Source organism: Tardibacter chloracetimidivorans (assembly GCF_001890385.1).
GTDB classification, from domain to species: domain Bacteria; phylum Pseudomonadota; class Alphaproteobacteria; order Sphingomonadales; family Sphingomonadaceae; genus Tardibacter; species Tardibacter chloracetimidivorans.
In genome coordinates this window covers 1,985,631-2,011,166 of the sequence record NZ_CP018221.1, presented here as the reverse complement: position 1 = coordinate 2,011,166, position 25,536 = coordinate 1,985,631, and the positions used below count along the sequence as shown (strand labels likewise).

23 protein-coding genes are annotated in these 25,536 nt (G+C 59.3%); 19 read left to right on the top strand and 4 right to left on the bottom strand.

Features of this window, described 5'->3' with window-relative positions:
* Positions 1-266: 266 nt before the first annotated feature.
* From BSL82_RS10545 to BSL82_RS10535, 3 genes are all read right to left on the bottom strand, one after another.
* Positions 267-1,136 (bottom strand): LLM class F420-dependent oxidoreductase, encoded by an 870-nt coding sequence (locus tag BSL82_RS10545; RefSeq protein WP_072597476.1) that lies wholly within the window; start codon positions 1,134-1,136, stop codon positions 267-269.
* 75 nt (positions 1,137-1,211) lie between these two features.
* Positions 1,212-2,408 carry an LLM class flavin-dependent oxidoreductase gene (locus BSL82_RS10540; RefSeq protein ID WP_072597474.1) on the bottom strand — a complete coding sequence of 399 codons (1,197 nt, stop codon included), beginning with the start codon at positions 2,406-2,408 and terminating at the stop codon, positions 1,212-1,214.
* Positions 2,409-2,525: 117 nt separating this feature from the next.
* Positions 2,526-4,793, bottom strand: a complete 2,268-nt coding sequence (locus BSL82_RS10535; RefSeq protein ID WP_083579142.1) for a TonB-dependent receptor — start codon at positions 4,791-4,793, stop codon at positions 2,526-2,528.
* A gap of 368 nt (positions 4,794-5,161) precedes the next feature.
* Between BSL82_RS10535 and BSL82_RS10530 the strand changes: the two genes are divergently transcribed.
* From BSL82_RS10530 to BSL82_RS10505, 5 genes are all read left to right on the top strand, one after another.
* A complete protein-coding gene (locus tag BSL82_RS10530) occupies positions 5,162-6,250 on the top strand; it encodes an LLM class flavin-dependent oxidoreductase (RefSeq protein ID WP_072597470.1) in 1,089 nt (362 codons plus the stop codon).
* 149 nt (positions 6,251-6,399) lie between these two features.
* Entirely contained in the window at positions 6,400-6,789 is a 390-nt protein-coding gene (locus BSL82_RS10525; RefSeq protein WP_072597468.1) for a nuclear transport factor 2 family protein, read from the top strand.
* A gap of 76 nt (positions 6,790-6,865) precedes the next feature.
* A complete protein-coding gene (gene istA, locus BSL82_RS10520; RefSeq protein WP_083579292.1) occupies positions 6,866-8,359 on the top strand; it encodes an IS21 family transposase in 1,494 nt (497 codons plus the stop codon).
* Positions 8,356-9,123 carry an IS21-like element ISSsp5 family helper ATPase IstB gene (gene istB, locus BSL82_RS10515; RefSeq protein WP_007686288.1) on the top strand — a complete coding sequence of 256 codons (768 nt, stop codon included), beginning with the start codon at positions 8,356-8,358 and terminating at the stop codon, positions 9,121-9,123. The genes istA and istB overlap by 4 nt, the downstream gene beginning before the upstream one ends.
* Positions 9,124-9,370: 247 nt before the next feature.
* Positions 9,371-9,970, top strand: a complete 600-nt coding sequence (locus BSL82_RS10505) for a flavin reductase family protein (RefSeq protein ID WP_083579326.1) — start codon at positions 9,371-9,373, stop codon at positions 9,968-9,970.
* 86 nt (positions 9,971-10,056) lie between these two features.
* Here BSL82_RS10505 and BSL82_RS10500 read toward each other — a convergent pair whose 3' ends face one another.
* Positions 10,057-10,743 (bottom strand): TetR/AcrR family transcriptional regulator, encoded by a 687-nt coding sequence (locus BSL82_RS10500; RefSeq protein ID WP_226998426.1) that lies wholly within the window; start codon positions 10,741-10,743, stop codon positions 10,057-10,059.
* A 221-nt stretch (positions 10,744-10,964) separates the two neighbouring features.
* Here BSL82_RS10500 and BSL82_RS10495 point away from each other — a divergent pair, with 221 nt between their 5' ends.
* From BSL82_RS10495 to BSL82_RS10430, 14 genes are all read left to right on the top strand, one after another.
* Entirely contained in the window at positions 10,965-12,083 is a 1,119-nt protein-coding gene (locus BSL82_RS10495) for an LLM class flavin-dependent oxidoreductase (RefSeq protein WP_072597462.1), read from the top strand.
* A 158-nt stretch (positions 12,084-12,241) separates the two neighbouring features.
* Positions 12,242-13,438 (top strand): LLM class flavin-dependent oxidoreductase, encoded by a 1,197-nt coding sequence (locus BSL82_RS10490; protein ID WP_072597460.1) that lies wholly within the window; start codon positions 12,242-12,244, stop codon positions 13,436-13,438.
* Between the two features lie 140 nt (positions 13,439-13,578).
* Entirely contained in the window at positions 13,579-14,490 is a 912-nt protein-coding gene (locus tag BSL82_RS10485; protein ID WP_072597458.1) for a LysR substrate-binding domain-containing protein, read from the top strand.
* A gap of 102 nt (positions 14,491-14,592) precedes the next feature.
* The gene (locus BSL82_RS10480) at positions 14,593-15,579 is read left to right on the top strand and encodes an alpha/beta hydrolase (RefSeq protein WP_072597456.1); all 987 of its coding nucleotides are present in this window, start codon (positions 14,593-14,595) and stop codon (positions 15,577-15,579) included.
* A gap of 38 nt (positions 15,580-15,617) precedes the next feature.
* Complete coding sequence (gene ribB, locus BSL82_RS10475; RefSeq protein ID WP_072597454.1) at positions 15,618-16,712, top strand: 3,4-dihydroxy-2-butanone-4-phosphate synthase; 1,095 nt, start codon at positions 15,618-15,620, stop codon at positions 16,710-16,712.
* 152 nt (positions 16,713-16,864) lie between these two features.
* Positions 16,865-18,673: an AMP-binding protein gene (locus BSL82_RS10470; protein ID WP_072597452.1), complete on the top strand. Its 1,809-nt coding sequence runs from the start codon at positions 16,865-16,867 to the stop codon at positions 18,671-18,673.
* An 11-nt stretch (positions 18,674-18,684) separates the two neighbouring features.
* Complete coding sequence (locus tag BSL82_RS10465) at positions 18,685-20,184, top strand: 2-hydroxymuconic semialdehyde dehydrogenase (RefSeq protein ID WP_072598724.1); 1,500 nt, start codon at positions 18,685-18,687, stop codon at positions 20,182-20,184.
* A complete protein-coding gene (locus BSL82_RS10460; RefSeq protein ID WP_072597450.1) occupies positions 20,184-20,972 on the top strand; it encodes a fumarylacetoacetate hydrolase family protein in 789 nt (262 codons plus the stop codon). Before BSL82_RS10465 ends, BSL82_RS10460 begins: the two co-directional genes overlap by 1 nt.
* Positions 20,969-21,772 (top strand): fumarylacetoacetate hydrolase family protein, encoded by an 804-nt coding sequence (locus BSL82_RS10455; RefSeq protein ID WP_072597449.1) that lies wholly within the window; start codon positions 20,969-20,971, stop codon positions 21,770-21,772. The genes BSL82_RS10460 and BSL82_RS10455 overlap by 4 nt, the downstream gene beginning before the upstream one ends.
* Positions 21,773-21,775: 3 nt before the next feature.
* Positions 21,776-22,009 carry a 2-hydroxymuconate tautomerase gene (gene thmT / locus BSL82_RS10450; RefSeq protein WP_072597447.1) on the top strand — a complete coding sequence of 78 codons (234 nt, stop codon included), beginning with the start codon at positions 21,776-21,778 and terminating at the stop codon, positions 22,007-22,009.
* Positions 22,006-22,923, top strand: coding sequence for an acetaldehyde dehydrogenase (acetylating) (locus tag BSL82_RS10445; RefSeq protein ID WP_072597445.1), 918 nt, complete (start codon positions 22,006-22,008; stop codon positions 22,921-22,923). Before thmT ends, BSL82_RS10445 begins: the two co-directional genes overlap by 4 nt.
* On the top strand, positions 22,920-23,966 hold the full coding sequence (dmpG, locus tag BSL82_RS10440) for a 4-hydroxy-2-oxovalerate aldolase (RefSeq protein WP_072597443.1): 1,047 nt from the start codon (positions 22,920-22,922) through the stop codon (positions 23,964-23,966). The genes BSL82_RS10445 and dmpG overlap by 4 nt, the downstream gene beginning before the upstream one ends.
* A gap of 28 nt (positions 23,967-23,994) precedes the next feature.
* Complete coding sequence (locus BSL82_RS10435) at positions 23,995-24,927, top strand: catechol 2,3-dioxygenase (RefSeq protein ID WP_072597442.1); 933 nt, start codon at positions 23,995-23,997, stop codon at positions 24,925-24,927.
* 118 nt (positions 24,928-25,045) lie between these two features.
* Positions 25,046-25,504 carry a nuclear transport factor 2 family protein gene (locus BSL82_RS10430; RefSeq protein ID WP_158010823.1) on the top strand — a complete coding sequence of 153 codons (459 nt, stop codon included), beginning with the start codon at positions 25,046-25,048 and terminating at the stop codon, positions 25,502-25,504.
* Positions 25,505-25,536 lie beyond the last annotated feature (32 nt).

Here is a 25,536-nt window from a genome sequence, read left to right as displayed (position 1 = left end):
GGTGATCGACATTGCAATGTATCGTAGCCAACTATCTCGGTGGGAATTATAAAGCTGAAATGCCTGCTGGACAGGCCGCTTTTCCACCGCATCGACCACCGAGTAGAACCGACCGAAGTGGGTGCACATCTGGCGGTTCACGCCCGCGATTGAGAGCGACTTCAACCTGTTCGAACGATCGATGATGGAAGCTCTAGCACGACGGACGCTGCGCCCCCGCGTGGTCACGTCCATTCCATCGTCCTGGATATTTGGTATTTGCGTACTCATGCCCCGAAACGGCGGGCGGCGGCGGAGATTTCTTCCAGTGTCCTGAACGTGTCATCATGAGGGATGCTCGGGAGCATGAAAACGCAACGCGAAACACCCATGGCCGCATACTCATCGACCCGATCGAGACTGCCCATGAAAATCGTTATCTCGACGGGGCCGCGCCCGGCTTTGACCGCGCGATCTTGCAATTGCCTAATCATCTCCGAGAGCTGGGCGAGATTGCCTCCATCTCCCGGCATCCACCCATCCCCATAGCTGAGGACGCGATCAAGAGACGACGGCGCCCAACCGCCGACCAGTATCGGCGGATGGGGTTTCTGAGCGGGTTTGGGCCAGGAATGAAGCGGCTCGAAATCGACGAACCGGCCATGATATTCGGCCTGATCATTGGCCCATATGGCTTTCATCGCCGCCATGCGTTCCCCCAGCAAGGTGAACCTGGTGCGCGGGTCGGTCCCGTGATTGCGCATTTCCTCTTCGTTCCAGGGTGCGCCGGCGCCGATGCCGAAAATCAATCGGCCTTGCGAAAGATGATCGAGTGTCGCGATTTCCTTGGCGAGCAGGATGGGGTCCCGCTGAACGACGAGACACACGCCTGTTCCGATCTTCAGCGTCGTCGTCACTGCGGCGATGGCCGCCAGCGTGAGCAACTGGTCCCTGTTTCGATAATAATCGCGCGGCATGTCCCCAGGGGATGCATCGAACGCATCGGTCGGACCGCCATAGGGAAGTCGGCGCGTGACGGGAACATGGGAATGATCCGGTACGAACAGTGACTCGATGCCTTGCGCTTCTGCCTCCTTCGCAAGGCGGACCGGATCCACGCACTCATCCGTATTCATCGTCAGCACACCAAATTTCATGGCGGTTTTCCTTATGAGCGAGAGGCGCTGTCTGTGCCGACTGGAACGCGCTTCATAGAAAAATCAATATATCTTCTACTGTCCAGTCACGCCATTAGCAGCAGCGTCGTGCTGTTTTTGTGCGTGATATTTTTCGGTTGCTTTTTGGATGGCGACACCGGTTTGGTTGCCGAGGGCGGCATATTGGGTGAGGGCATAGTCCTCGGCGGCCTTGAGCGCAGCGGTGCTGCCGCGGAAGCGCGGCGCGACCTCGGTACCAAAGAGCGCATAGGAGCGCCATGTCGCCTCGCGGTTGGCCCAGTCGTGCGACCATAGCAGGAAGGTGCCGAAGCCCCCCGAATGCTCCCACAATCGTGCGATCTGCGCGGCCGCGTCATCAGGCGTGCCGATGACCGCAAACCCGTTCTCGATCAGCACCTCGATCTGCTGGTCGACCGTATCCGCCCCTTCAGGGATAATGCCGAGCGCGTTGATCTTGCTGTTGTACCAAGCCCAGCGCGCCAGACCGTCGCGCACGTCGCGGCGCGCCTGTTCACGCGTCTCGGCGATGTGCATCGGGCAGACCAGCCGCCAGTTGCGGCGGTCGACCGTCTGGCCGTGCTGCGCGGCCTCATCCTCGGCAATGCCCCAGTTTGTCTTCAGGAAGTTCATCGACGCCGACATTGATGCGTTCAGGGACAGGATCGACAGTCCATGTTTGCCCGCCAGTTTCGAGCCAGAGGGCGAGACCATCGATGTCACTGCGACCTCGAAGCGCGGCCGCGTCAGCGGCGAAAGCTGCAGCCTGGCGTCGCGCAGTTCCCAGTATTTCGTCTTGCGCGTGACCGCCTCGCCTCGCAGCAGCGGCAGGATCACCTCCAGGCTCTCCTCCATCATCGGCCGCAGGTCCGTCGTCTCCAGTCCGTAGAGATAGGCGTCATAGGGCAAGGCCCCGGGACCCACCCCAAGGATCGCTCGACCCCGCGTCAGATGATCGAGCAGGACAAGCCGCTCCGCCACGTTGAAGGGATGATGATAGGGCAGCGAAATCACCCCGGTGCCAAGCCGGATGCGCTCGGTCCGCGCCGCCGCATAGGCAAGGAACACCTCCGGCGAGCCGACCACCTCCCAGCCCGTCGAATGATGTTCGCCCATCCACGCCTCGTCGAACCCGTGCCGCTCCATCCACTGGATCAACTCCACATCCCGATGCAGCGCAACCGTCGGATCCTCGTGCGACGAATGCACCGGAGACATGAACGCTCCAAACCTCAATGGCCAATCAAAATTCATCTGAACACCTTATGCGTCGTGCCTCTCGCCTAATATCGTTAGCAGCTACCTAATCTAGGCCAGAATCTTCGAACCATTTGCCAAATTGAAGTAGACGACCCGAGCGACCGAATAATTTCAGAATGCCTTTCCAATAGTAACGCCATAAGTTGCAGGCTCACCGAAGCCGACGGAGAAATAACGCGTGTCGGCATTTCCGTATATGGCATATGCCTTGTCCGTCACATTCTTGCCCCATACGCGGACATTCCAGCGATCATCCGGCGTGGAGAATCTCGCCGACAGATCGACCAGGACATAGGCGGACTGCTGGAATCTATTTCCTGCGTCCCAGAAATATTCGCCACTATAGGCCGCGCTGGCATTTAGCGTCAGCGTTCCTTCGCTTTTCAGCGCGAAGCTGTAGGTCGCGCCGATATTTCCGGTGATCTCCGGGGTTCTTAGCATCTTGTTTCCGCTTACATTCTCCTGTGTCGTATAGTTGCCGCCACTAGGCGAAGGGATCAAGACCTGTGCATTAGCGAAGTTCTGGTAACGCGCATGCTCCAATCCTAGACTAGCGCGGAGATTCAGCCCGCCATACGGAATCGCCTCAACGGCGAGTTCCACGCCATACATCTCCGCGCCTCCGGCGTTTTGAAGGAAGGCTATGCCTTGTCGGTCAACTGCGAAGGTCTGGAGGTCCTTATAGTCGTAGTAGTAGATGGAGCCATTGATGCGGAGAAATGCATTCGGATCAGCCTTGAAACCGGCTTCATATGCATAAAGAGTTTCAGGGCTGACGGCGGGGGCAGCAATTGAAGAGGCATTGAACAAGCCACTTTTGAACCCTTTGTTTGTCGTAGCGTAAAGAAGTAACTTCCGATTGATACGATAATCAATTGCGGCCCGATAGGTGAAGGAATTGAAGCGCTTTGATTGGTCCGCCGGGATCGTATCATAGCTGCCCAGTTCGTTGAGCGAAGACGCAGAGCCCGTCAGAGATTTCTTTTCGGTACTGTATCGAACGCCCCCCGTAAACGAAAGGCCGCTAGACAAGGTATAACTCCCTTGTGCGAATGCCGCAGCCGCCCGGGTGCTTTGACCAACCGCGAAGGATGCGAGAGGTGGCGCGTCCACCTGAAAATTAAGAAGCAGCGCCGGAGCATATTCATCCTTCGATGTCTGATAATAGCCGCCAACGATCCATTTGAAGGGGCCGCCGTCGTTAGAGACGAGTTGAAGCTCCTGAGTCACGAAATACGGAACTTCTTGGGGGGCATCATAGGAAAAGCTCGCGGGAATGACCAACTGAGGCGTGAGCTCCGAACCCGCGGGCAGCCCGGGGGTGATGCCAAGCTGTGTCGTGGACAGAACGCCGTCGGCGCTCGTGCCGTCACCTTCGACCTCATTCTTGATATCGAGACGTCGATACTGGCTCAGCGACACAAGGTTTGCAAAGCCAAGATCGAGCCGAAGCGTCGCATTCACGCCATATTCCTCCACATCGAACCGGGGCGTGAGGTTGCTGGCGAACTCGCCGCGCTTGCGACCGTAGAGTATGCCCGGCCCGGCAAGAAGGGGAGCGGTTCCTGGCAGCGGAAGATTGACATTAGCAATATCATTTTTAGATTTGGCATAGGAGAGGCCGATCACCAGGGAATTAGCCGCGCTAAAATCCCAGGCTGTTTTCGACCGAACGGCAACATATTCGCTTCGGCCGGCAGATTTACCAGTCAGCAAATTGCGGCTATAGCCCTGTCCCTGGTCACGAAAAGTTACCGCGAGATCGGAACTCAATCCATCGGCCAAGCCGCCCGTAACATAAGCGTCAGCGGTGATGGTATCATAGCTCGCATAGCCGGCCTGCCCCTCTATGCTTAGTTCGCTTTTGGGTATTCGCGTGATGATGTTGATCAGCCCCCCCGTCGCGTTGCGCCCGTACAGGGTTCCCTGGGGGCCCTTGAGCACTTCCACGCGTTCGATGTTGTTGAACGGCAATTGTGCGCCAGCGGAAACGCCCTGATAAAAGCCGTCAACATAGGTCGCTACACTGGGTTCGTCACCCAGGGTGATATTCGTTGATCCGACGCCACGCATGATCGGCGTCCCGAAGCCTATTGTCCGGTTGCTGTTGAAGCTTGGTGTAATCTTGCCGATGTCGAATGCGTCCACAACGCCCTGGGCTTTGAGCTGGTTCGCCGTGGCAGCCGTGATTGCAATAGGCACGTCCTGAAGACGATCGGCCCGGCGCTCCGCCGTGACGACGATATCTGCTATACCGTTATCGTCGGCGCGCTCAGAGTTTGCCGACTGCGCCGGGACGTTGCCTGCATTCTGAGCCAACGCATCAGTCGCCGAGAGTGCAATTGTGGAAACAATAGCCCTGCAGACCAGCCTTCGCATATCCTCCCCCTCATATAATACTTTTGTATCGCAAACACATCCGGTTTACAGAAAGTGCCTTATTCATACGTACTAGGGACTAAATCACTGCAGCCACGCCGGTTGCGGTACAGATCTCCACTTTATTTTGACGTTATTTGTTGGTATTAATGCTATGCTAGCAATATACTATTGACCCGACCTTATCTTCGGTGATATCTATTCCGCTAGAGGATGTGGGACCAATACTAAATCGGAGAGGGCTCCATGCGCGATAGGTATGACGAGGCTAAAAATGAAACCGAATTCCTGTCAGCCTCAGGTTTAGCCGCTACATCCCCCGTTCTGCGCCATCGGAGAGGGCGCACGGACCGTGCAGGAGCGGTGCAGTGAAGTTCGGGGTGGCTCTTTGTCCCGAAATCGGCAACTGGGCGATCGCAAAAAGGCTGGAGTCGCTGGGTTTCGACAAGCTATGGTTCGGCGACTCCCATATGTTATGGTCCGATTGCTACGCGACTATGGCGCTCGCCGCCGCGAACACAGATACGATCAAACTGGGCACCGGAATGACGAATCCTGGAACCCGCATCGCCCCAGTCACCGCCGCAGCCATTGCGACGATCAATCAGATCGCTCCCGGCCGCGTCTTTCTCGGAATAGGCACTGGTCATACGTCTTTGAGGCTGATGGGTCAGCCGCCGGCAACCGTCGCAGAATTCACGGATTATATCCGAACTGTCCGCCGGTTGCTAAACGGCGAAGCGGTCGATTACGTGTTGGCGGGGCGCACAACTGAAATCCAGTTCATGCACCCCCCCGGTGCCTATGCCGATATCAAGACGAGAATACCGATCTATATCGCCGCGCACGGCCCCAGGATGCAGCACCTGGCCGGAGAACTGGGCAATGGCTGGATGGTTGGCGGCGTCACGGGGGAACAGGCAGTGGAGAATATCGGCCAGGTGCGGGCCGGGGCCGAACGATCGGGGAGGCGTTTGCCCGATGGTTTCATGATGGGAAACACGATCGGCCTGTGCCTACTTCGACCGGGAGAAATACTCACAAGCGAGCGGGTCATCAATCATACCGGATCTCTCGTGACAACGGCTCTCCATCTTGTATATGAAATCTGGGAGAAGTCGCATCGGGACGATGCCGTCATTCCACCTTTCTTCATGGAGATATGGAGTGACTATGTCGCGCGGGTGGAGAATTACTCCCTGCCGCCATCGGGCCGTTTCCGGCAGATTCACGAGGGCCACGGGACGGTTCTGCTCGAAGACGAGCGGCGGTTCGTCACACCAGATGCCATCCGGGGCACGTGCGTGGTTGGAACCCCGGACGAAGTGATCGGACAGTTGCGCGATCTAGCCCAGATTGGCTTTACCGATATCTGTCTTTTGCCGCCTGCAGATTATCTGGAAGAAATTTGCTCGGAGTTCGCCGAGTTAATCATGCCGACCCTGCAGGACGTTTGAACATAATGGACATCGAACAAGTTGAGGGGTCTTGAAGATGGAGCCAAAATGTGGATGTGCGCATTAGCTGAAACTCGACAGCTAGTGTTAGCTCAAAACTCGGGCAGTAACTTTCAAGTCCAATAATTAGAGTCTTGGTGATAGTCTATATGAATCATATCGAAGAAAACAAGTCCGTCGTTTGCCGGTTTATGGATGCCTTCAGTGCAGGAGACTTGAAGACCATCTTTTCCCTATGGCACGAGGATCTTGATTACTGGATTTGTGGTCACTGGCCTATGGCCGGGCACCGCAACAAGGAAGAGTCAATCGATATGGTTTCGGGGGTGGGGGCGGCACTCAAGGAAATTAAGTCTTCTATAGTCTCCATGACAGCAGAAGAGGATCGTGTGGTTGTTGAGTTGGTCGCTAGCGGACATTGGATGGGTAAAGACTATTACAACACAGTGAGCACCACGTTCGTTATTAAAAATGGAAAAATATTAAAGATGCGCGTGAGAACGGCGGAGCAATATTCGACCACGGTAGCGGCGGGATAGTCCTGCTGCGGGCGGCGTAAAAGTCGTCCACCTTGAAGCCTTTCTGCCGAGTCAGGGAGGTGTGGGGATCTACAGCGTGGAACTTTATCTTCAGGTCCGTCTGGCTTGCGCGGATGGCATGAGCCAACGGGCGGCGGCGAAGCGTTTCAATGTGTCGCGCGATACGGTACGCAAGATGCTGTCGTTTTCATCGCCGCCGGGTTACCGGCGCCAGTCCGTACCGCAGCGCCCGAAGCTGGACGGGTTTGTGGCGATCATTGATGGATGGCTTGAGGGTGACCGCAGTGTCCCGCGCAAGCAACGCCATACGGCGAAGCGGGTATTCGACCGTTTGCGCACCGAGCATGGTTTCACCGGCGGCTATACGATCATCAAGGATTACATCCGGGAGCGCGAACAGCGCAGCCGGGAGATGTTCGTGCCGCTGGCGCACCCTGCGGGAGATGCGCAGGCCGATTTCGGGGAAGCGCTGGTGGAGATCGGCGGGGTGGAGCAGAAGGCCTACTTCTTCGCGCTCGATCTGCCGCACAGTGATGCCTGCTATGTGCGGGCCTATCCGGCGGCGGTGGCGGAGGCCTGGGTGGACGGACACGTGCATGCCTTCGCGTTTTTCGGCGCGGTACCGCGCTCGATCGTCTATGACAACGATCGCTGCCTTGTGGCGAAGATCCTGCCCGACGGCACGCGGCAGCGTGCCACGCTGTTCAGCGCTTTCCTGTCACATTACGTGATCCGCGACCGCTATGCTCGCCCGGGCAAGGGGAACGAGAAAGGCAATGTGGAGGGGCTGGTAGGCTATTGCCGGCGCAACTTCATGGTGCCGATCCCGAAGTTCCCGACCTGGGAGGCGTTCAACCTGTGGCTGGAGGAGCAATGCCGCAAGCGCCAGCAGGACAAGGTGCGCGGGCAGAGCGAGACGATCGGTGAGCGCTTGGAACGCGATCTCGCGGCCATGCAGCCTCTGCCCGCTACACCCTTCGAGGCCTGCGATCAGAAAGGCGGGCGGGTCTCCTCGCAATCCCTGGTGCGCTACAGGACCAACGATTATTCGGTTCCGGTGGCCTGGGGCCATCAGGAGGTCTGGATCAGGGCCTATGTCGATGAGGTGGTGATCGGCTGCCGCAGCGAAGTCATCGCCCGTCATCCTCGTTGCTATGCCCGCGAGGAGGTTGTCTTCGACCCGCTCCATTATCTCCCGCTGATCGAGCAGAAGATCAACGCATTCGACCAGGCTGCGCCTTTGCAGGGCTGGGACCTGCCCGAAGCGTTCACGACACTGCAGCGGTTGATGGAAGGGCGCATGCACAAACATGGCAAGCGCGAATATGTGCAGGTACTGCGCCTGCTGGAAACGTTCACCCTCGCCGATCTCCAGGCGGCGGTCGAACAGGCCATCGATCTTGGCGCCATCGGCTTCGATGCCGTCAAGCACCTCGTCCTGTGCCGGATCGAACGCGTACCGCCCAGGCTGGACCTGGACGTCTATCCCTTCCTGCCACGCACCACGGTCGAGAAGACCTTTGCCAGAGCCTATCTGAGCCTGCTCTCCGACCGGCAGGAGGCCGCATGAGCGATCAGGCCCCGGAGATCCTTCTCGCTCACCATCTCAAGGCGCTCAAGCTGCCTACGTGCCTGCGTGAGCATCACAAGCTCGCGCGGCAATGTGCCGCTGAAGGCGTCGATCATATCCGCTTCCTCGCCCGCCTCGTCGAGATGGAAATGATCGACAGGGAGCGTCGCATGGTCGAGCGGCGCATCAAGGCCGCGCGCTTCCCCGCCGTCAAAAGCCTCGACAGCTTCGACTTCGCCGCCATCCCCAGGCTCAACAAGATGCAGGTGCTCGAGATGGCGCGCTGCGAGTGGATCGAGCGGCGTGAGAACGCCATCGCTCTGGGGCCATCAGGCACCGGAAAGACGCACGTAGCGTTGGGGCTCGGACTGGCAGCATGCCAGAAAGGACTGTCGGTGGGCTTCACCACCGCGGCAGCGCTGGTCAGCGAAATGATGGAGGCCCGCGACGAGCGCCGTCTTCTGCGCTTCCAGAAGCAGATGGCCGGATACAAGCTGCTCATCATCGACGAACTGGGCTTTGTGCCGCTCTCCAAGACCGGCGCCGAACTGTTGTTCGAGCTGATCTCCCAGCGTTACGAACGCGGCTCCACCTTCATCACCAGCAACCTGCCCTTCGACGAATGGACCGAAACCTTCGGATCTGAGCGTCTCACAGGCGCGCTCCTCGATCGCCTGACCCATCACGTCAGCATCCTCGAGATGAACGGCGAAAGCTATCGCCTCGCGCACAGCCGGGCCCGCAAGGCCAAAACCAGACCCTGAAAATTACACCAATGCCGGGGGGAGTGGCCCTCGGGCTACGCCCTCACGCCACTCCCCCCGGCATGTAACACGATGGCCTGGTTTTACGCCGCCGAATGGCCGACTTTTGCTCCGCCGTTGACAAAATTCGCCGAACGTCTCATAGCATCGTTGAAAGCTGCAGGGGCGGATGTGAGCAATTGGATAACTGGCCCAGCGGGGAACGAGGGCGGTCCGCGCGCGCTGTGACATGGAGGAGTTTTTTGACATGACCCCCGCGATCGATGACGACGCAAATTCGCCTGTTCAGTCTGGACGAGGACTGCGCACTGACAGCGGTGCGACGGCCTTTCTTGATAAGGTTACGCCGGATGTCTTCAAGACGGCATTTCGTAATCATCCCGCAGGCGTTGCGGTGATCACTGCCGATGCCTGCGAGGGGCCTGTGGCGTTTACGGCAACTTCCGTCTGCTCGATCAATGTCGATCCACCGCTCCTGGCTTTTTCAATATCGGACCAATCGTCAAGCGCACCGGTCATTCGCAGAGCCGAAACATTCGTGGTGCATTTGCTCGGTGCGGAACAATATGATCTCGCCGTTCTTTGTGCAACGAGCGGCGTGGATCGCTTCGCTGACGCATCCAGTTGGGATCGTTTGCCGACCGGCGAACCTTTTTACCGATCGGCTCAGGCTTGGATTCGTGGACGCCTCAATCATCGCATTGGGACCAAAGGGGCACATATTTTGATCATCGAGGCATTGGACGCCAGGATCGCCTCACCCAATGTGTCCAGCGAAACGTTGCCACTCGTGTATCATGACCGAACTTGGCATCATCTCACTGAAGCCTCGCGGATCTCTCGATAATTCCATTGGCGGTATGCATTGTCCGATGTCCGGAGTGAACTTGCGACCGAGCGGTGTCCATCCGTCCGATTCAAGATCGGGCGACCTCAACGTTCCATACTATCAATGTTCCATACTAGAAGCATGTAGATGCAGCGCTCCATTGCTGCGTGCGCTGCCTCTCCGGTGACTCTTCCGGTCGCGAAAAGGCTGGCCTGACCCTCCATCACAGCCGCAAAAATATCTATAACGGAAAGCGCGTCGGCGCGATCCACCCCCTCAAGGGCGCGAAGATAGATTTCGTAGGATTTCTCGCGAATTCTACGGATGCAGGCCGCGACGTTCAGATCCGATGATCTGCTCAGCATGACCGAAATTTCGCAGAAACTCGGTTCCTGCTCGAGAAAGGAATAGTCGAGGCGCGTGACATTCGTGAATCGCTCGACATATGTGGCGCCCTGCACCGCATCGGATGACAGGAGCTTTTCGAAACAACCTTCGCGCCACCGCTCATAGGCATAGGCCATCAGTTCCATGCGTGATGGGAAATTACGATATAATGTGCCCAACGCCACATCCGCGTGCTCGGCTACCTCGCGCATTTGCACGCTGCCGCCGCCCGGCTGACGGATGAGATCGAGAGCGGCAACGATGATCCGTTCGCGCCGCGCGGCCGGACCTGAGAGGGGTTTTCTTGCGTCGATGGATGTCTTTGTCACTTGAGCGCTTACCTGGCCTTGCGGAATGTGCGGGATGATCTCTGTAAAATGGGAAGATTGCGCGGGTAAGTGCAAGCACAAATTGGCGGCAGCGGCGGAAGGAGTTGAAGCGGTTTTATACCGGGCCTTTCAGATGCAGGCTTGTTGACACGTCAAAAATATAGAACTAGATTTCAGTTCTTAAATTATCGAGGGTCGACTCGCGATCGACAGGGATCTCACGGACGTTCGCTTTGTCCTGCGGCGTGACCCCAAAACTGCATCCGAATTAATCATGGTGTGATGGAGGAGAGAATATGAAGCTGGGTGATGCGCTCGAGTTGGGCATCTTTATGATGCCCTCTCATCCGCCTGAAAGAGGAGTTTATGAGTCCGCGCAATGGGACCTTCAGGTCATTCGCTGGGCTGAAGAATTTGGCTATAACGAGGCGTGGGTGGGCGAGCATCTCACCCAGCGCTGGGAAAATTGTCCCGCCCCCGATTATTTGATGGCGCAGGCTTTCGCCCAGACGAAGAACATCCGCATTGGCGCTGGCACATATCTGCTTTCGCAGCATCATCCCTCGCAGCTTGCCATTCGCATTGCGTACCTGGACCATCTGTCTCAGGGCCGCCTCATGGTCGGTGTGGGCGTCGGCGTGGGTCATGCCGACTTCGAGATGCTCAACATCGATGGGGCTAATGGTGAGCATCGTGAGCGGTTCAATGAATGTCTCATTATTCTGCAAAAATATTGGAATGAGCGCGGCCCCTGGGAATATGAGGGCAAGTTCTGGAAGGTGCGGCGGATTCAAGACACCGATACGACCCGTCATCTCGATCCGTTTCAGTTCCCCCATCCGCCGCTCGGGGTGGCGGGAGCCGGCATTGCATCGCCGACGTTGGAAATGGCGGGCGAGCGCGGTTTTACGCCGCTCAGCCTCATGTTCAGTCGCAGACAGCTCATGGGCCAGCTCGAGGCCATAAAGCGAGGCGCGGCGCGCAGCGCAAATCCGCCGAAAAGGTCCGACTGGCGCGTCGTGCGGGATATCATGATCGCGGACACGGACGCCGAAGCCATCGATCTGGTGGTAAACGGGTTCCTGGGGAGAATGTGGACCGATTATTACATCAAGACGATGGTCGAGCATGGCAATGGCAATGCGGTGACTGACGATCCGAATCTTCCGCTTGACCAGGTGACGGCTGAATATCTGGCCAGGAATCAGGCGATTGTCGGATCGCCCGATACGGCGTTCGAGAAGATCTGCGATATGATAGATATCTCGGGAGGCTTCGGAAAATTGGTGGCGCTGACGCACGACTATTCGGATGCGCCCGAACAATATCGGCGTTCGATGGATCTGTTGGCAAACGAAGTCATGCCAAGAGTCCGCGAGAAGTACAAAGATACGGAGCTTCCTGAATCTTTTTGACGCTGTCAGGGATCGCCCGATCATCGAAGCCCGCGCGATGGTCAGGTGAGCAGATTCAGCGGGAGCCCAAGTCTTAAAGGAAAAGTCGCGATCGAACGCAAGTATGGCGGCGAAATTTCGATGGGACATGGCAGAGGCACGACGCATAAGGTGTTCAGATGAATTTTGATTGGCCATTGAGGTTTGGAGCGTTCATGTCTCCGGTGCATTCGTCGCACGAGGATCCGACGGTTGCGCTGCATCGGGATGTGGAGTTGATCCAGTGGATGGAGCGGCACGGGTTCGACGAGGCGTGGATGGGCGAACATCATTCGACGGGCTGGGAGGTGGTCGGCTCGCCGGAGGTGTTCCTTGCCTATGCGGCGGCGCGGACCGAGCGCATCCGGCTTGGCACCGGGGTGATTTCGCTGCCCTATCATCATCCCTTCAACGTGGCGGAGCGGCTTGTCCTGCTCGATCATCTGACGCGGGGTCGAGCGATCCTTGGGGTGGGTCCCGGGGCCTTGCCCTATGACGCCTATCTCTACGGACTGGAGACGACGGACCTGCGGCCGATGATGGAGGAGAGCCTGGAGGTGATCCTGCCGCTGCTGCGAGGCGAGGCGGTCACGCGCAAGACGAAATACTGGGAACTGCGCGACGCCAGGCTGCAGCTTTCGCCGCTGACGCGGCCGCGCTTCGAGGTCGCAGTGACATCGATGGTCTCGCCCTCTGGCTCGAAACTGGCGGGCAAACATGGACTGTCGATCCTGTCCCTGAACGCATCAATGTCGGCGTCGATGAACTTCCTGAAGACAAACTGGGGCATTGCCGAGGATGAGGCCGCGCAGCACGGCCAGACGGTCGACCGCCGCAACTGGCGGCTGGTCTGCCCGATGCACATCGCCGAGACGCGTGAACAGGCGCGCCGCGACGTGCGCGACGGTCTGGCGCGCTGGGCTTGGTACAACAGCAAGATCAACGCGCTCGGCATTATCCCTGAAGGGGCGGATACGGTCGACCAGCAGATCGAGGTGCTGATCGAGAACGGGTTTGCGGTCATCGGCACGCCTGATGACGCGGCCGCGCAGATCGCACGATTGTGGGAGCATTCGGGGGGCTTCGGCACCTTCCTGCTATGGTCGCACGACTGGGCCAACCGCGAGGCGACATGGCGCTCCTATGCGCTCTTTGGTACCGAGGTCGCGCCGCGCTTCCGCGGCAGCACCGCTGCGCTCAAGGCCGCCGAGGACTATGCCCTCACCCAATATGCCGCCCTCGGCAACCAAACCGGTGTCGCCATCCAAAAAGCAACCGAAAAATATCACGCACAAAAACAGCACGACGCTGCTCCCGATGCATTAAGGCGTGGCTGATCAGGCGGTATGAGAGAATTGGCTGGCCAAGGAGTGGCCACTAAGCCTCTACGAAATTTTCAGAATTTAAGGCTGCTATCCCAACGGTTCTCTTAATCTACAAATAATTGCATAATGATAGCAATTGGGAAGGGTGACATATGGATGTGAGGCAGTTACGAAGCTTCATTGCCGTCGCGGCTGAAGAGAATATCGGGCGCGCGGCTAAGCGGCTTAATATCTCCCAGCCACCCTTGTCCCGTCAGATACAGGCGCTCGAACGCGAGCTTGGCTCAATCCTCTTCCGCAGGACAGTCAAAGGTGTAGAGTTAACCGATGTCGGCTTAACGATGCTGTCTGACGCACAAAATGTTATCGCCCTGCTGGATCGAATGACAGAACGCGCCAAGCGGGCTCAACGGGGGCAACTTGGGCGGCTGGATATCGGAATCTTCGGCTCGACGATCCTGGGAGTGGTTCCGGCCGTCCTCGAGCGATTTCATGCGGAGGCGCCTGATGTCAAGCTTGTCGTCCATACGATGACTCGGCAGGAGCAGATGGAAGGACTTCGCAATGGGCGCATCGGCGTAGGCTTTAATCGATTTGCAAATAATGAACCTGGAATTGTGGTGGAAACGGTCCGCAGGGAGCCAGTGATGGTGGCCCTGCGCGCTGACCATCGGTTGGCCGAACGCAAAGAAATTTCCTTTCTCGACCTCGCCAACGAACCGTTGATTTTATTTCCCGCCGGCGAACGGATGAATTTCGTAGATCTCGTTCTCGGTCTCTTCCACGCGGCTGGCGTGAAGCCCGTGATTGCCCAGGAGGTCGGCGACGCCATCGCTGCCCTTTCTCTTATTGCCAGCGGGTTTGGCCTGGCTTTGATCGCCGAGTCCGCCACGATGCTCTCCGCCAGCGGCGTGGTTTATCGCAACCTTGATGCGCAGCTCCCGCCGATGGTCGATCTGAGCTGCCTATATCGCGAAGACAACACATCGCCGATCATCCGTCGCTTCCTTGAGGTTGTGCGGGAGGTCGCTCGGGGCGATGGCGACCATGATGCTGCCAGGTGATGGAGATGCCACGGGGGTAACATGCCAGAACTACTCCATACGGTATGATTCTGAGAATCTTTGAAGCTGCCCGCTGCTGGGTGAGAGAAAAGGTTTCGACACATGACTGATGCAGATGTTCCCGGCCGCGATGGAATCACCGCGCTGCCGGCTCGCAATATTCCAGCGCCCGAGGCGTTGAGCGCGGAAGCCCGGCACATATTGGCGATGGCCAGACCGGCGGCGCCTGCGCGGCCGCTTCTTGACGATGCGGATGGTTGGCGCCGCTATATCGCGGCCCGCAATGCCGAACTCGGCTCGTTCCTGGCCCCACTGATCCCGACGCTCGCCGCCGATGTCACGGTGCTTCGCCTGGGTGAGGCGACCGTTTATCAGGCCATTCCCCACGAAATGGCGGGACCGCCAGGACAGACATTGCTTCACATGCGTGGGGGCGGGCTGCTTCTGGGAGGAGGCGAGGAGAATATGCGGTTCGAGGCGGCTGCGATGGCGCACCGCACCGGCCGAACCATCTTCGCGATCGACTATCCGGTTCCACCGGATCATCCCTTTCCGGCTGCGCTCGACCAATGCCTCTCCGCATATCGCGCCCTTCTCGAAGAGCGGGAGCCTGCTTCCCTCGTGATTAGCGGGGCTTCGGCGGGAGGCAATCTTGCATGCGCGTTGCTGTTGCGTGCAAAGATCGCGGATCATCCGCTTCCAAGTGGACTCATCCTCATGTCACCGGAGGTGGATTTAACCGAAAGCGGCGATTCTTTCCACACTTTGATGGGGTTGGACACTCGGCTGACTTTTCGGCTGACGGACTTTAATCGTCTTTATGCAGGCGATGCGGACCTCTTCGATCCGTTTGTTTCTCCGTTGTTCGGCGACGTCTCGGCTTTTCCGACGACCTTTCTCCAATCCGGCACGCGCGATCTCTTCCTGTCCAATACGGTCCGAATGCACCGCAAATTGCGGGCAGCCGGCGTACGCGCGGAACTTCATATCTGGGATGGGATGCCGCATATCGGCTTTGGCGGCATGACAATGGAAGATCAGGAAATTTATGTCGAAATGAAAAAATTCCTGAGCCGCTGCGCCGCTTGAAAATAACCCGATAAACATAAATTGAACCGAGAAACGCAATGACGGATACTGTAATATCGAAGATTGAAGAAATCATTGACGCAGCCAAGAACGGCCGGATGTTTATTCTTGTAGATGACGAGAACAGGGAAAATGAGGGGGACCTCATCATCCCGGCCCAGATGGCGACGCCGGATGCAGTCAACTTCATGGCGCGCTATGGCCGCGGTTTGATCTGCCTCGCGGTCACTTCGGAGCGTGCGTCCGAACTCAAGCTTGATCCGATGAGCCCGAAGAACGAGACCAAGCATGAGACTGCCTTTACGGTTTCGATCGAGGCGAAGCATGGCGTTTCCACGGGGATTTCGGCGGCTGACCGCGCTCGAACGATCGCCGTTGCGATCGACGCGCGTAACGGGCCTGACCAGATCGTTACGCCGGGCCATGTGTTTCCCCTGGTGGCGCGCGACGGCGGTGTCCTCGTGCGCGCAGGCCACACCGAGGCGGCAGTGGACGTGGCACGGCTGGCCGGACTCAACCCCTCGGGTGTCATTTGCGAGATCATGAAGGAAGACGGCAGCATGGCGAGGCTGAGCGACCTTGCCGTCTTCGCCGAGCAGCATCGTCTCAAGATCGGCACGATCCGGGATCTGATCGCCTATCGGCGGCGCTTCGATCACCTAGTCAGCCGCGTGGCCGACATGCCGATGACGTCCGTCTATGGCGGAGAATGGCGCGCTCTGGTCTTTCGTAACAAGATCGATTCGACCGAATCGCTCGCCTTGCTCAAGGGCAGCATATCCGAGGATAGTCCGACGCTGGTACGGATGCACAGCCTTTCGATCTTTTCCGATCTCCTGGGCGAGCCGGGTGATCGCGCACTTTTGCTGCAGCGCTCGATGACAGAAATCGGAATGGCGGGCACCGGCGTGATCGTGCTTCTGTCGGCAGCCGAGAGCGGGCGGTCGCTTTCAGCATATATGTCGTCGAGGACGGAACTGATGGACCAGCGCAGCTACGGCGTGGGCGCACAGATCCTGGCGGATTTGGGCGTGCATGAAATGGTGCTCATGTCCAACACGCCGCACACGCTGGTGGCGCTCGAGGGCTATGGGCTTTCGGTGATCGAGGAACGTCCGATCTCCGGAGAGTGAAGATGTGCGCTTCCCGTAACGCGCTGCGGCTACGTCATGCACGCAAGGTATGATCGCGAACCCAATATAGTGTTAGAAAATCTCGTCCCCATCTCTAGGCTGAAAAGCCGAAGGCCAGCAATTGCGTGCGGCCAATAGGCAAGGGTTCAGCAATGGGTGCATCGGGGAGCGATGGGAAGGCAATTAGTTACAGTTGCGGCATCACCCACGCACCGCTTCGTTACGAGACAATCGGCCGGGCGTTGGAACGCGCAGCCGAGGCATGGCCCGATGGTCCTGCGCTCGTCGTTCCTCACCAGCGCGTTCGCTGGACGTGGAGCGAGCTGGCCGAGAAGGCGGACGCGCTCGCCGCCGGCTTTCTCTCGCTCGATTTTCGAGCCGGCGATCGACTGGCGATCTGGGCACCCAACTGCGCGGAGTGGGTAATCGTCCAGCTGGCGGCTGCAAAGACCGGCATCATTCTCGTCACGATCAATCCGGCCTATCGCGCAGCCGAGTTCGAACATGCGCTGAACCTGTCCGGATGCCGGGGGCTCGTCCTCGCCGAACGATTCAAGGCATCCGACTACGGCGCGATGCTGGCGGAGATCGCGCCCGAGTTTGCCGCAGGGTTTTCCAGGAGCGAGCGCCTGCCCGCGCTGGAAGTGGTGATAAGCCTTGGTCACGCCAAGGGTGCGATATTGTCCTTCGACGCGTTGATCGCGCGTGGCGGAAACGCGGATCGGAATGCGGTCGCCGAACTTGCGCAAACGCTTCAGCCTGACGATGCCATATGCATTCAGTTCACCAGCGGAACGACCGGGCAGCCCAAGGGAGCGACTCTCAGCCATTTCGGGCTGCTCAACAACGGGCATCTGAGCGGCAGCCTCATGGACTTGACGCATGCCGACCGCATCTGCGTTCCGGTGCCGTTGTTCCACTGTTTCGGCATGGTGCTGGGCGTTCTTACGGCCGTCTCGCACGGCGCCGCGATCGTCCTGCCCGGCGAAGGCTTCGATCCCGCCGAAGTTATGCGGGTGGTGGAGCAGGAACGGTGCACGGCTCTGTATGGCGTGCCGACGATGTTCATCGCCCAGCTGTCGCACAGGGATTTCGCGAACTACGACCTCAGTTCGCTCAGGACAGGCGCGATGGGCGGGGCGCCGTGCCCGGAGGATATCATGCGGCGCGTGATGACCGACATGCACATGAAGGATATAACGATTGCGTTCGGGATGACGGAGACAAGTCCTGTCAGCTTCCAGACCCGCGCTGACGCGGACATCGAAACCCGAACCGCGACCGTGGGCACCGTGCATCCATGGGTGGAGGCGAAGGTGGCGGACGCGAAAGGCAGGGCCGTGCCTTTGGGCGATGTGGGCGAACTGCATATTCGCGGTTACAATGTCATGTCGGGCTATTGGAACGACGCTGATAGAACCGCCGAGACGATCGATGCGGCGGGCTGGATGCGCACTGGCGATCTCGCCATCATGGACGAACATGGCCGCTGCCGGATTGTAGGGCGTTCGAAGGACATGATTATCCGCGGTGGAGAAAATATCTATCCAATCGAAGTGGAAAACTTTCTTCGTACTCACCCTTCAATTGTAGACATCGCCATATTCGGTGTTCCCGATTCCTTGATGGGTGAAGAGATTTGCGCCTGGATCAAAGTATCCGAACATCTGGCCGATGATATGATCCGTGAATATTGTTCCGGTAAGATCGCGCACTATAAGGTGCCGCGCTATATTCGGTATGTTGAGGACTTTCCGATGACGGCTTCCGGAAAAATGCACAAGCCGACCATGCGCGAATTCGAAGCCTCGGAACGAGAAAAGGCGAACATCGCACAGGCGCCGAATGAGACTGCGTCAGACGATGGTCAATGTTGCGGACAGACCTTTGTCCGCTCACCTTCAGCCCCCGACTTGCCGCCCCATCGAGCGCAAGCGTCTACGGAGCCTACGGAAATATGAATGGCACTGATATGACCGTAGAGGCGTCTTACCGGCCTGATCATCGCACGGCGGAGCCGAAGCAATTTTTGCATTTCATCGGTGGGCGATTTGTTTCGGGCGGCGATTGCTTTGCGAACATCAATCCCGCGACTGGCGGGATCATCGGCCAGGTTCATGCGGGCGGGCGAACGGAAGTGGATGCGGCGGTCGCGGCGGCGAAAGCGGCTCTCGCCGGTCCATGGGGCAAGATGACGGTCGCGGAACGTTCGATGCTGCTCCATAAAGTCGCGGCAGAGATAACGAGGCGGTTCGAGGATTTCGTCGAGGCCGAGATGGCCGATACCGGCCAGCCCCGATCGGTCATGGAACATGCCTTCATCCCGCGGGGCGCCGAGAATTTCGGCATCTTCGCCGATCTGGTAAAGAATGTTCCGACCGAATCGTTCATGACGCCGACGCCCGATGGCGCAGGCGCGCTCAATTACGCCATACGCGTGCCGAAGGGCGTCATTGGAGTGATCTGCCCGTGGAACGCGCCGCTGCTGCTAATGACCTGGAAAGTGGCGCCGGCGCTGGCCTGCGGCAACACGGTTGTGGTCAAGCCGTCCGAAGAAACACCGGCCACAGCCACGTTGCTTGCCGAGGTCTGCGCCGCTGTGGGCATTCCTGACGGCGTCTATAATGTGGTTCATGGGCGGGGTGCGGGATCGGCCGGCGAATATCTGACCACCCATTCCGACGTCGCTGCGATCACCTTCACCGGCGAGACGACGACCGGGGCGACGATCATGCGAGCGGCCGCGTATCGTATCCGCGACGTGTCGTTCGAACTGGGCGGCAAGAATGCAGGCGTGGTGTTCGCGGATTGCGATTTCGATGCGGCGGTGGACGGCATCGCGCGGGCGACCTTCATTAATTGCGGTCAGGTGTGCCTCGGCACCGAGCGGGTCTATGTCCAACGGCCGATCTTCGAGCGCTTCGTTGCTGCGCTGAAGGCTAGGGCGGAGGCCCTGACGGTGGGGATGCCCGGCGATCGCACGACGACGCTGGGCCCCCTCATCAACCACGAGCATCGTGAGAAGGTACTGCGCTACTACAAGCTGGCGCTCGCCGACGGGGCGACGGTCGTGACCGGCGGCGGCATACCGCAGCTGCCGGAGGAACTCTCCGGCGGTTCCTGGATTCAGCCGACCATCTGGACGGACCTGCCCGGTGATTCCGCGGTCTTGCGCGAGGAGATTTTCGGCCCCTGCTGTCACATCGCGCCTTTTGACAGTGAAGATGAGGCCGTCACGCGCGCGAACGATACTGAATATGGGCTGGGCACGACGATCTGGACCCGCGATCTCGCCCGCGCGCACCGGGTGGCTAGTCGGATCGAGGTCGGTATCGCCTGGGTGAACAGCTGGTTCCTGCGCGACCTGCGGACCGCTTTTGGCGGATCCAAACAGAGCGGGATCGGCCGCGAGGGCGGCGTCCACTCGCTCGAGTTCTATACCGAACTCCGCAACATTTGCGTGAAGCTCTGATGCCGCTCGATGCCGCCACCATCGACCGCCACGGCGACGAGCTGTTTGAGGCGCTGAACAGCCGGGTCGCGATCGCGCCGTTGCGCGACCGGCTGCCTGGCATCACCGTCGCGGACGGGTACCGCATCCAGGAGCGGATGGTTGCGCGCATGGTCGCGACCGGCGACAGCATCGTCGGCAAGAAGATCGGCGTAACGTCGAAAGCCGTGCAGAACATGATGCAGGTGTTCGAACCCGATTTTGGGCAGCTGACCGCCAGCATGGAGCATCGCAGCGGCGCCGGGCTGGCGATGGACAGCATGATCCAGCCGCGGATCGAGGGTGAGATTGCCTTTGTCCTCAAGCGCGATCTTGCAGGGCCGGGCCTGACCGCCGTCGACGTGCTGGCGGCGACGGCACATGTCGTGCCCTGCTTCGAGGTCGTCGACAGCCGGATCACCGATTGGGACATCCGCATCCAGGATACGATTTCGGACAATGCATCCTGCGGCGCTTATATCCTGGGCGACACAACAGTTGATCCGCGTGATATCGACCTGAGCCTGGTCGGCATGCTGATCGAAAAGAATGGCGAACCGGCGGCGACCGGAGTCGGCGCGGCGGTGCAGGGCTCGCCGGTCAATGCCGTCGTCTGGCTGGTCAATCGGCTGGGCGCGCTGGGCGTGACGTTCCGCGCCGGCGAAGTCATTCTCTCCGGATCGCTCGCCGCGCTGGTGCCGGTGGCGGTGGGAGACAGGATCGTCGCCCATTTCGACGGGCTGGGAAGCTGCGAGGTATCCTTTCAATGACCCTCGCCCTGAGCAGGAAGGCGCTAAGCGCGATCGCTGAACGGGTCGACGAAGCCCAGACGAACGGTCGGTCGCTGACGCTGCCGACCGAAGCTCATGAAGGCTTCGACATGGCGTGCGGCTATGCCGTACAGGATCTGCTGCGTGACCGCTGGAAGGTGCGCGGTCGCCGGCTGGTGGGCTATAAGGCGGGGCTCACGTCACGCGCTAAGATGGCGCAGATGAAGGTGGATACACCGACCTTCGGCTTCATCACTGCCGACATGGCAGTGCCCGACGGCGGCATCTGTCCCACCAGGCTGCTCTCTCGTCCGCGGGTCGAGCCGGAGATCGCATTCGTGCTGAAGCCCGATATTGCAGCCGCCTTGCGGACCGAAGCGGACGTACTTGCGGCGACGGACTTCATCGCACCCGCAATCGAAATCATCGACTCGCGCTATGCCGACTACAAGTTTGATCTGCCGAGCGTGGTCGCCGACAACAGCTCTTCGGCCCGCTATGTCATCGGCGGTAGGCCTCGGCGCCCTGCCGAGCTTGACCTTCGCACCATCGGCATCGTGGTCGTGCAGAATGGGGAGGTTGTCGGCGAGGCCGCCTCGGGCGCGGTGCTGGGCAATCCCGCGCGCACGATCATCATGCTCTCGCAATGGCTCGAAGACCGCGGCGAAGCCCTTGAGGGAGGCTCGCTCATCCTGACCGGCGGTGCCTGTGAGGCCCAGCTGGTCTCGGCCGGAGATTCGGTCTGCGCGCGGTTCCAGGACATGGGTGACGTCACCGTGCGCTTCGTAGAGGACGTGTAGGCCATGCCGATTGTGGAGGTCCATATCATGGAGGGGCGCAGCGTGGCGCAGAAGCGCGCGATGGTCGCCGCCGTCACGCAGGCGGTCTCCGAGACGATGGCTGCGCCGTTGAGCGCCGTGCGCGTCATCATCCACGAGCTCGTGCCAGAGCATTACGGCATTGGCGGCACGACCGTCGGCGAGCGCCCGCCGGGACATCTCGGCGATATGATGGGTCAAAGGAGTAAAGACACATGAGCCGCATTCGTTGTGCCATTATCGGATCCGGCAATATCGGCACCGACCTCATCTACAAGCTGCAGCGCAGCGCTGTGCTGGAGCCGGTCTGGATGGTTGGCATCGATCCAGCCTCGGATGGATTGGCGCACGCTAGGAATATGGGTCTCAAGACCACTGCCGAGGGCGTCGACGGACTGCTGCCGCATGTGAAAGCCGACGATGTTCGGATCGCCTTCGATGCCACCTCGGCCTATGTCCATGCCGAAAACTCGGAAAAACTCACCGCATTGGGCGTGCTGATGATTGATCTCACGCCTGCGGCGATCGGGCCTTATTGCTGCCCCCCGGTCAACCTCGCGGACATCGCGGAGAGTGGCGTCACCAATGTGAACATGATCTCCTGCGCCGGCCAGGCGACCATTCCGATGGTGCACGCGGTGTCGCGGGTGCAGCCGGTGGACTACGCGGAGATCGTCGCGACGGCCGCATCGAAATCGATCGGACCAGGTACGCGCGCAAATCTGGACGAGTTTACCTATACGACCTCAGGCGCAGTGGCTGCCGTGGGCGGCGCCACGCGCGGCAAGGCGCTGGTGATCGTCAACCCCGCCGAACCGCCGCTGATGATGCGTGACACGATCTATTGCCTGACGGAGAGCGCCCCCGATGAAGCGGCGATCCGCGATTCCGTTCATGCCATGGTGGACGAGGTGAAACGCTACGTGCCCGGCTACAGGCTCGTGAATGGCCCAGTGTTTGATGGGAAAAAGGTCACGATCTTCGTCGAGATCGAGGGGCTTGGCGACTATCTTCCCAAATACGCCGGCAATCTCGACATCATGACGGCCTCCGCCGTGCGAACGGCGGAGTTGTTCGCGGAACCGATGATCGCCGCCGCCCACCCAGTTCAGGCACAGGAGATGGCCCGATGAAATCGCATCTGGACGGACGCAAGGTTCTCCTCCACGACATGTCGCTGCGCGACGGCATGCACGCCAAGCGTGAGCAGATCTCGGTCGAGCAGATGATATCCGTTGCCCGGGCACTTGATGCCGCGGGCGTTCCGCTGCTTCAGGTGACGCATGGCGCCGGAGTGGGCGGCAATTCGCTTCAGCACGGCTTCTCGCTTCATACCAACGAGGAATATCTCAGCGCCGTGGTGCCTGAACTGAAGCGCGCCAAGGTGTCGGTGCTGCTCATCCCTGGGCTCGGCACCATGCAGGATCTCAAGTCCGCCTATGATTGCGGCGCGCGAAGCGTCCATGTCGCGACTCATTGCACGGAAGCGGACACGACCCCGCAGCACATTGCGTTCGCGCGCAAGCTCGGCATGGATACGACAGGCTTCCTGATGATGGCGCACCTCAATTCGGTGGAAGGCATCGTTAGTCAGGGCAAGCTCATGGAGTCCTACGGCGCGCAGACGATCTACATCACCGATTCCGCGGGCACGATGCTGCCCGAGGATGTGCGTACGCAGGTGGACGCTCTGCGGCAGGCGCTCAAGCCCGAGACTGAGGTCGGCTTCCACGGGCACCACAATCTGGGCATGGGCGTCGCCAACTCGATCATCGCGATCGAGGCCGGCGCCAGCCGGATCGATGCCTCGCTCGCCGGCATGGGCGCCGGAGCGGGCAACACGCCGCTGGAGGTGCTGGCCGCCGTGTGCGAGCGCATGGGCATCGATACCGGATGCGACCTGTTCAAGCTCATGGACGCCGCCGAAGATGTCGTCGTGCCGATGTTGGACCGGCCCATTCGTATCGACCGGGATTCGCTTACGATCGGTTTCGTCGGGGTCTATTCGACGTTCCTGTTGCACGCCAAGCGCGCAGCAAAGCGCTACGGCGTGCCGGCGCGCGACATCTTGGTCGAACTGGGCCGGCTCAAGATGATCGGCGGCCAGGAAGACATGATCGAGGACACCGCGCTCACCATGGCGCGCGAGCGCGAAAGCAGCGTCAAGGCCGCTTGAGCAAGACCGTAGGACAAGGAGAAGATCGATGTCCATGAGGGGCGTTCTGAGAATAGGTGAAGTGAGGATCCGGGTCATGGATATGGCCGCCGCGCGCGAACATTACGGCGCACGGATGGGCCTGCACGAGGTCATGGAAGACGACAAGGGACTTGTCTATTACAAGCCTTGGGACGATCATGAGCACCACAGCTTCATTCTTCGCGAGGCGGATGCGCCCGGCGTCGATTATGTGGCGTTTCGTGTCTATGATGACGCGACACTGTCGCAGCTTGCGCCCAGAATCGAAGCGTTCGGTCTGCCGGTCACGCATATTGAAGCGGGCGTGTACCCTAGAAGTGGCCGCCGCATTCAGTTTGTGGCGCCGAGCGGGCACGTCATGCAACTCTATGCCGAAAAGGAACTGACCGGCAACACGCTGGGATATCGCAACCCCGGCGCCATCCCCTATGAAGGCGTCGTCCGCGGCTATCGTGTCAATCGGCTCGACCATGTCTTGCTTGGCGGGCCCAATATTGACGAATGCGCGCGCCTGTTCTGCGAAGTGTTCGACTTCGATCTCAGCGAAAAGATCGTGGAGGCCGAGAGCGAAATGTCATTGGGAGTGTTCCTCACTTGCTCGACAAAGCCGCACGATATCGCATTTCAGCTTCAGGCCGAACCCAACAGGTTCCATCATGTGTCATTCCTGCTGGAATCGGTCGGCGATCTCTACAAGGCGGCCGATCTGATCGGGAAGTACCGCATTCCGGTCGAAGTGCCGCCCAACCGCCATGGCGTGACGCGCGGGGCCACGATCTACTTCTTTGACCCTTCCGGGAACCGCAACGAAGTGTTCGCCGAAGGCTATGTCCATTACCCCGATACGCCGACCCTCATTTGGGATACCAACGATCTTGGCCATCTCGGCTTCACCCATGACAATCATATGCGGCAGAGCTTCTTCGATGTCCTCACCTGATACGCATGAGCGTGGAGATGTCGAAGATGACCATCGCAAACTACAGCCGGATATCCGGCGCTTCTGAAACGCGGCGGGTTCCGGGTAGTCATGATATAATAGAGAGGAGCTTGGCATAGTGGACGAGACTATACGCACATTGCAGGACCGCCAGGAAATCGCCGATATCCTGCACCAATATTGCCGCGGCATGGATTTGCTGGATTTGGATTTGCTCGCAGGCGCGTTCACGGAAGACGGTTTTCTCGACATCGGCCCGGACCCGCGATTACAGACGCGGGGCGCGGGCAACATTTACGAGGCCATGAAGCGCATGAAGCGGTTCAGCCGGAGCTCGCATCATCTTTCCAACATCCAGATCGCGTTCGAATCCGCCGACCGCGCACGGTGCACCAGCTACATCATGGCCTGGCATGAAACGCCGGACGGCCACACCGGCACGATGATGGGGCAATATCATGACAAGTTGGTCCGCACGCCTGCCGGCTGGCGGATCGCGGAACGCCAGCTCCGAATGAGCGGCAACGATGCCGGTTTTCAGACGAACGTCCACAAAGCCGAGCGCAACCAGTTGTAAATCGCAGGCCTGATATCCTCTTCGACGATGAC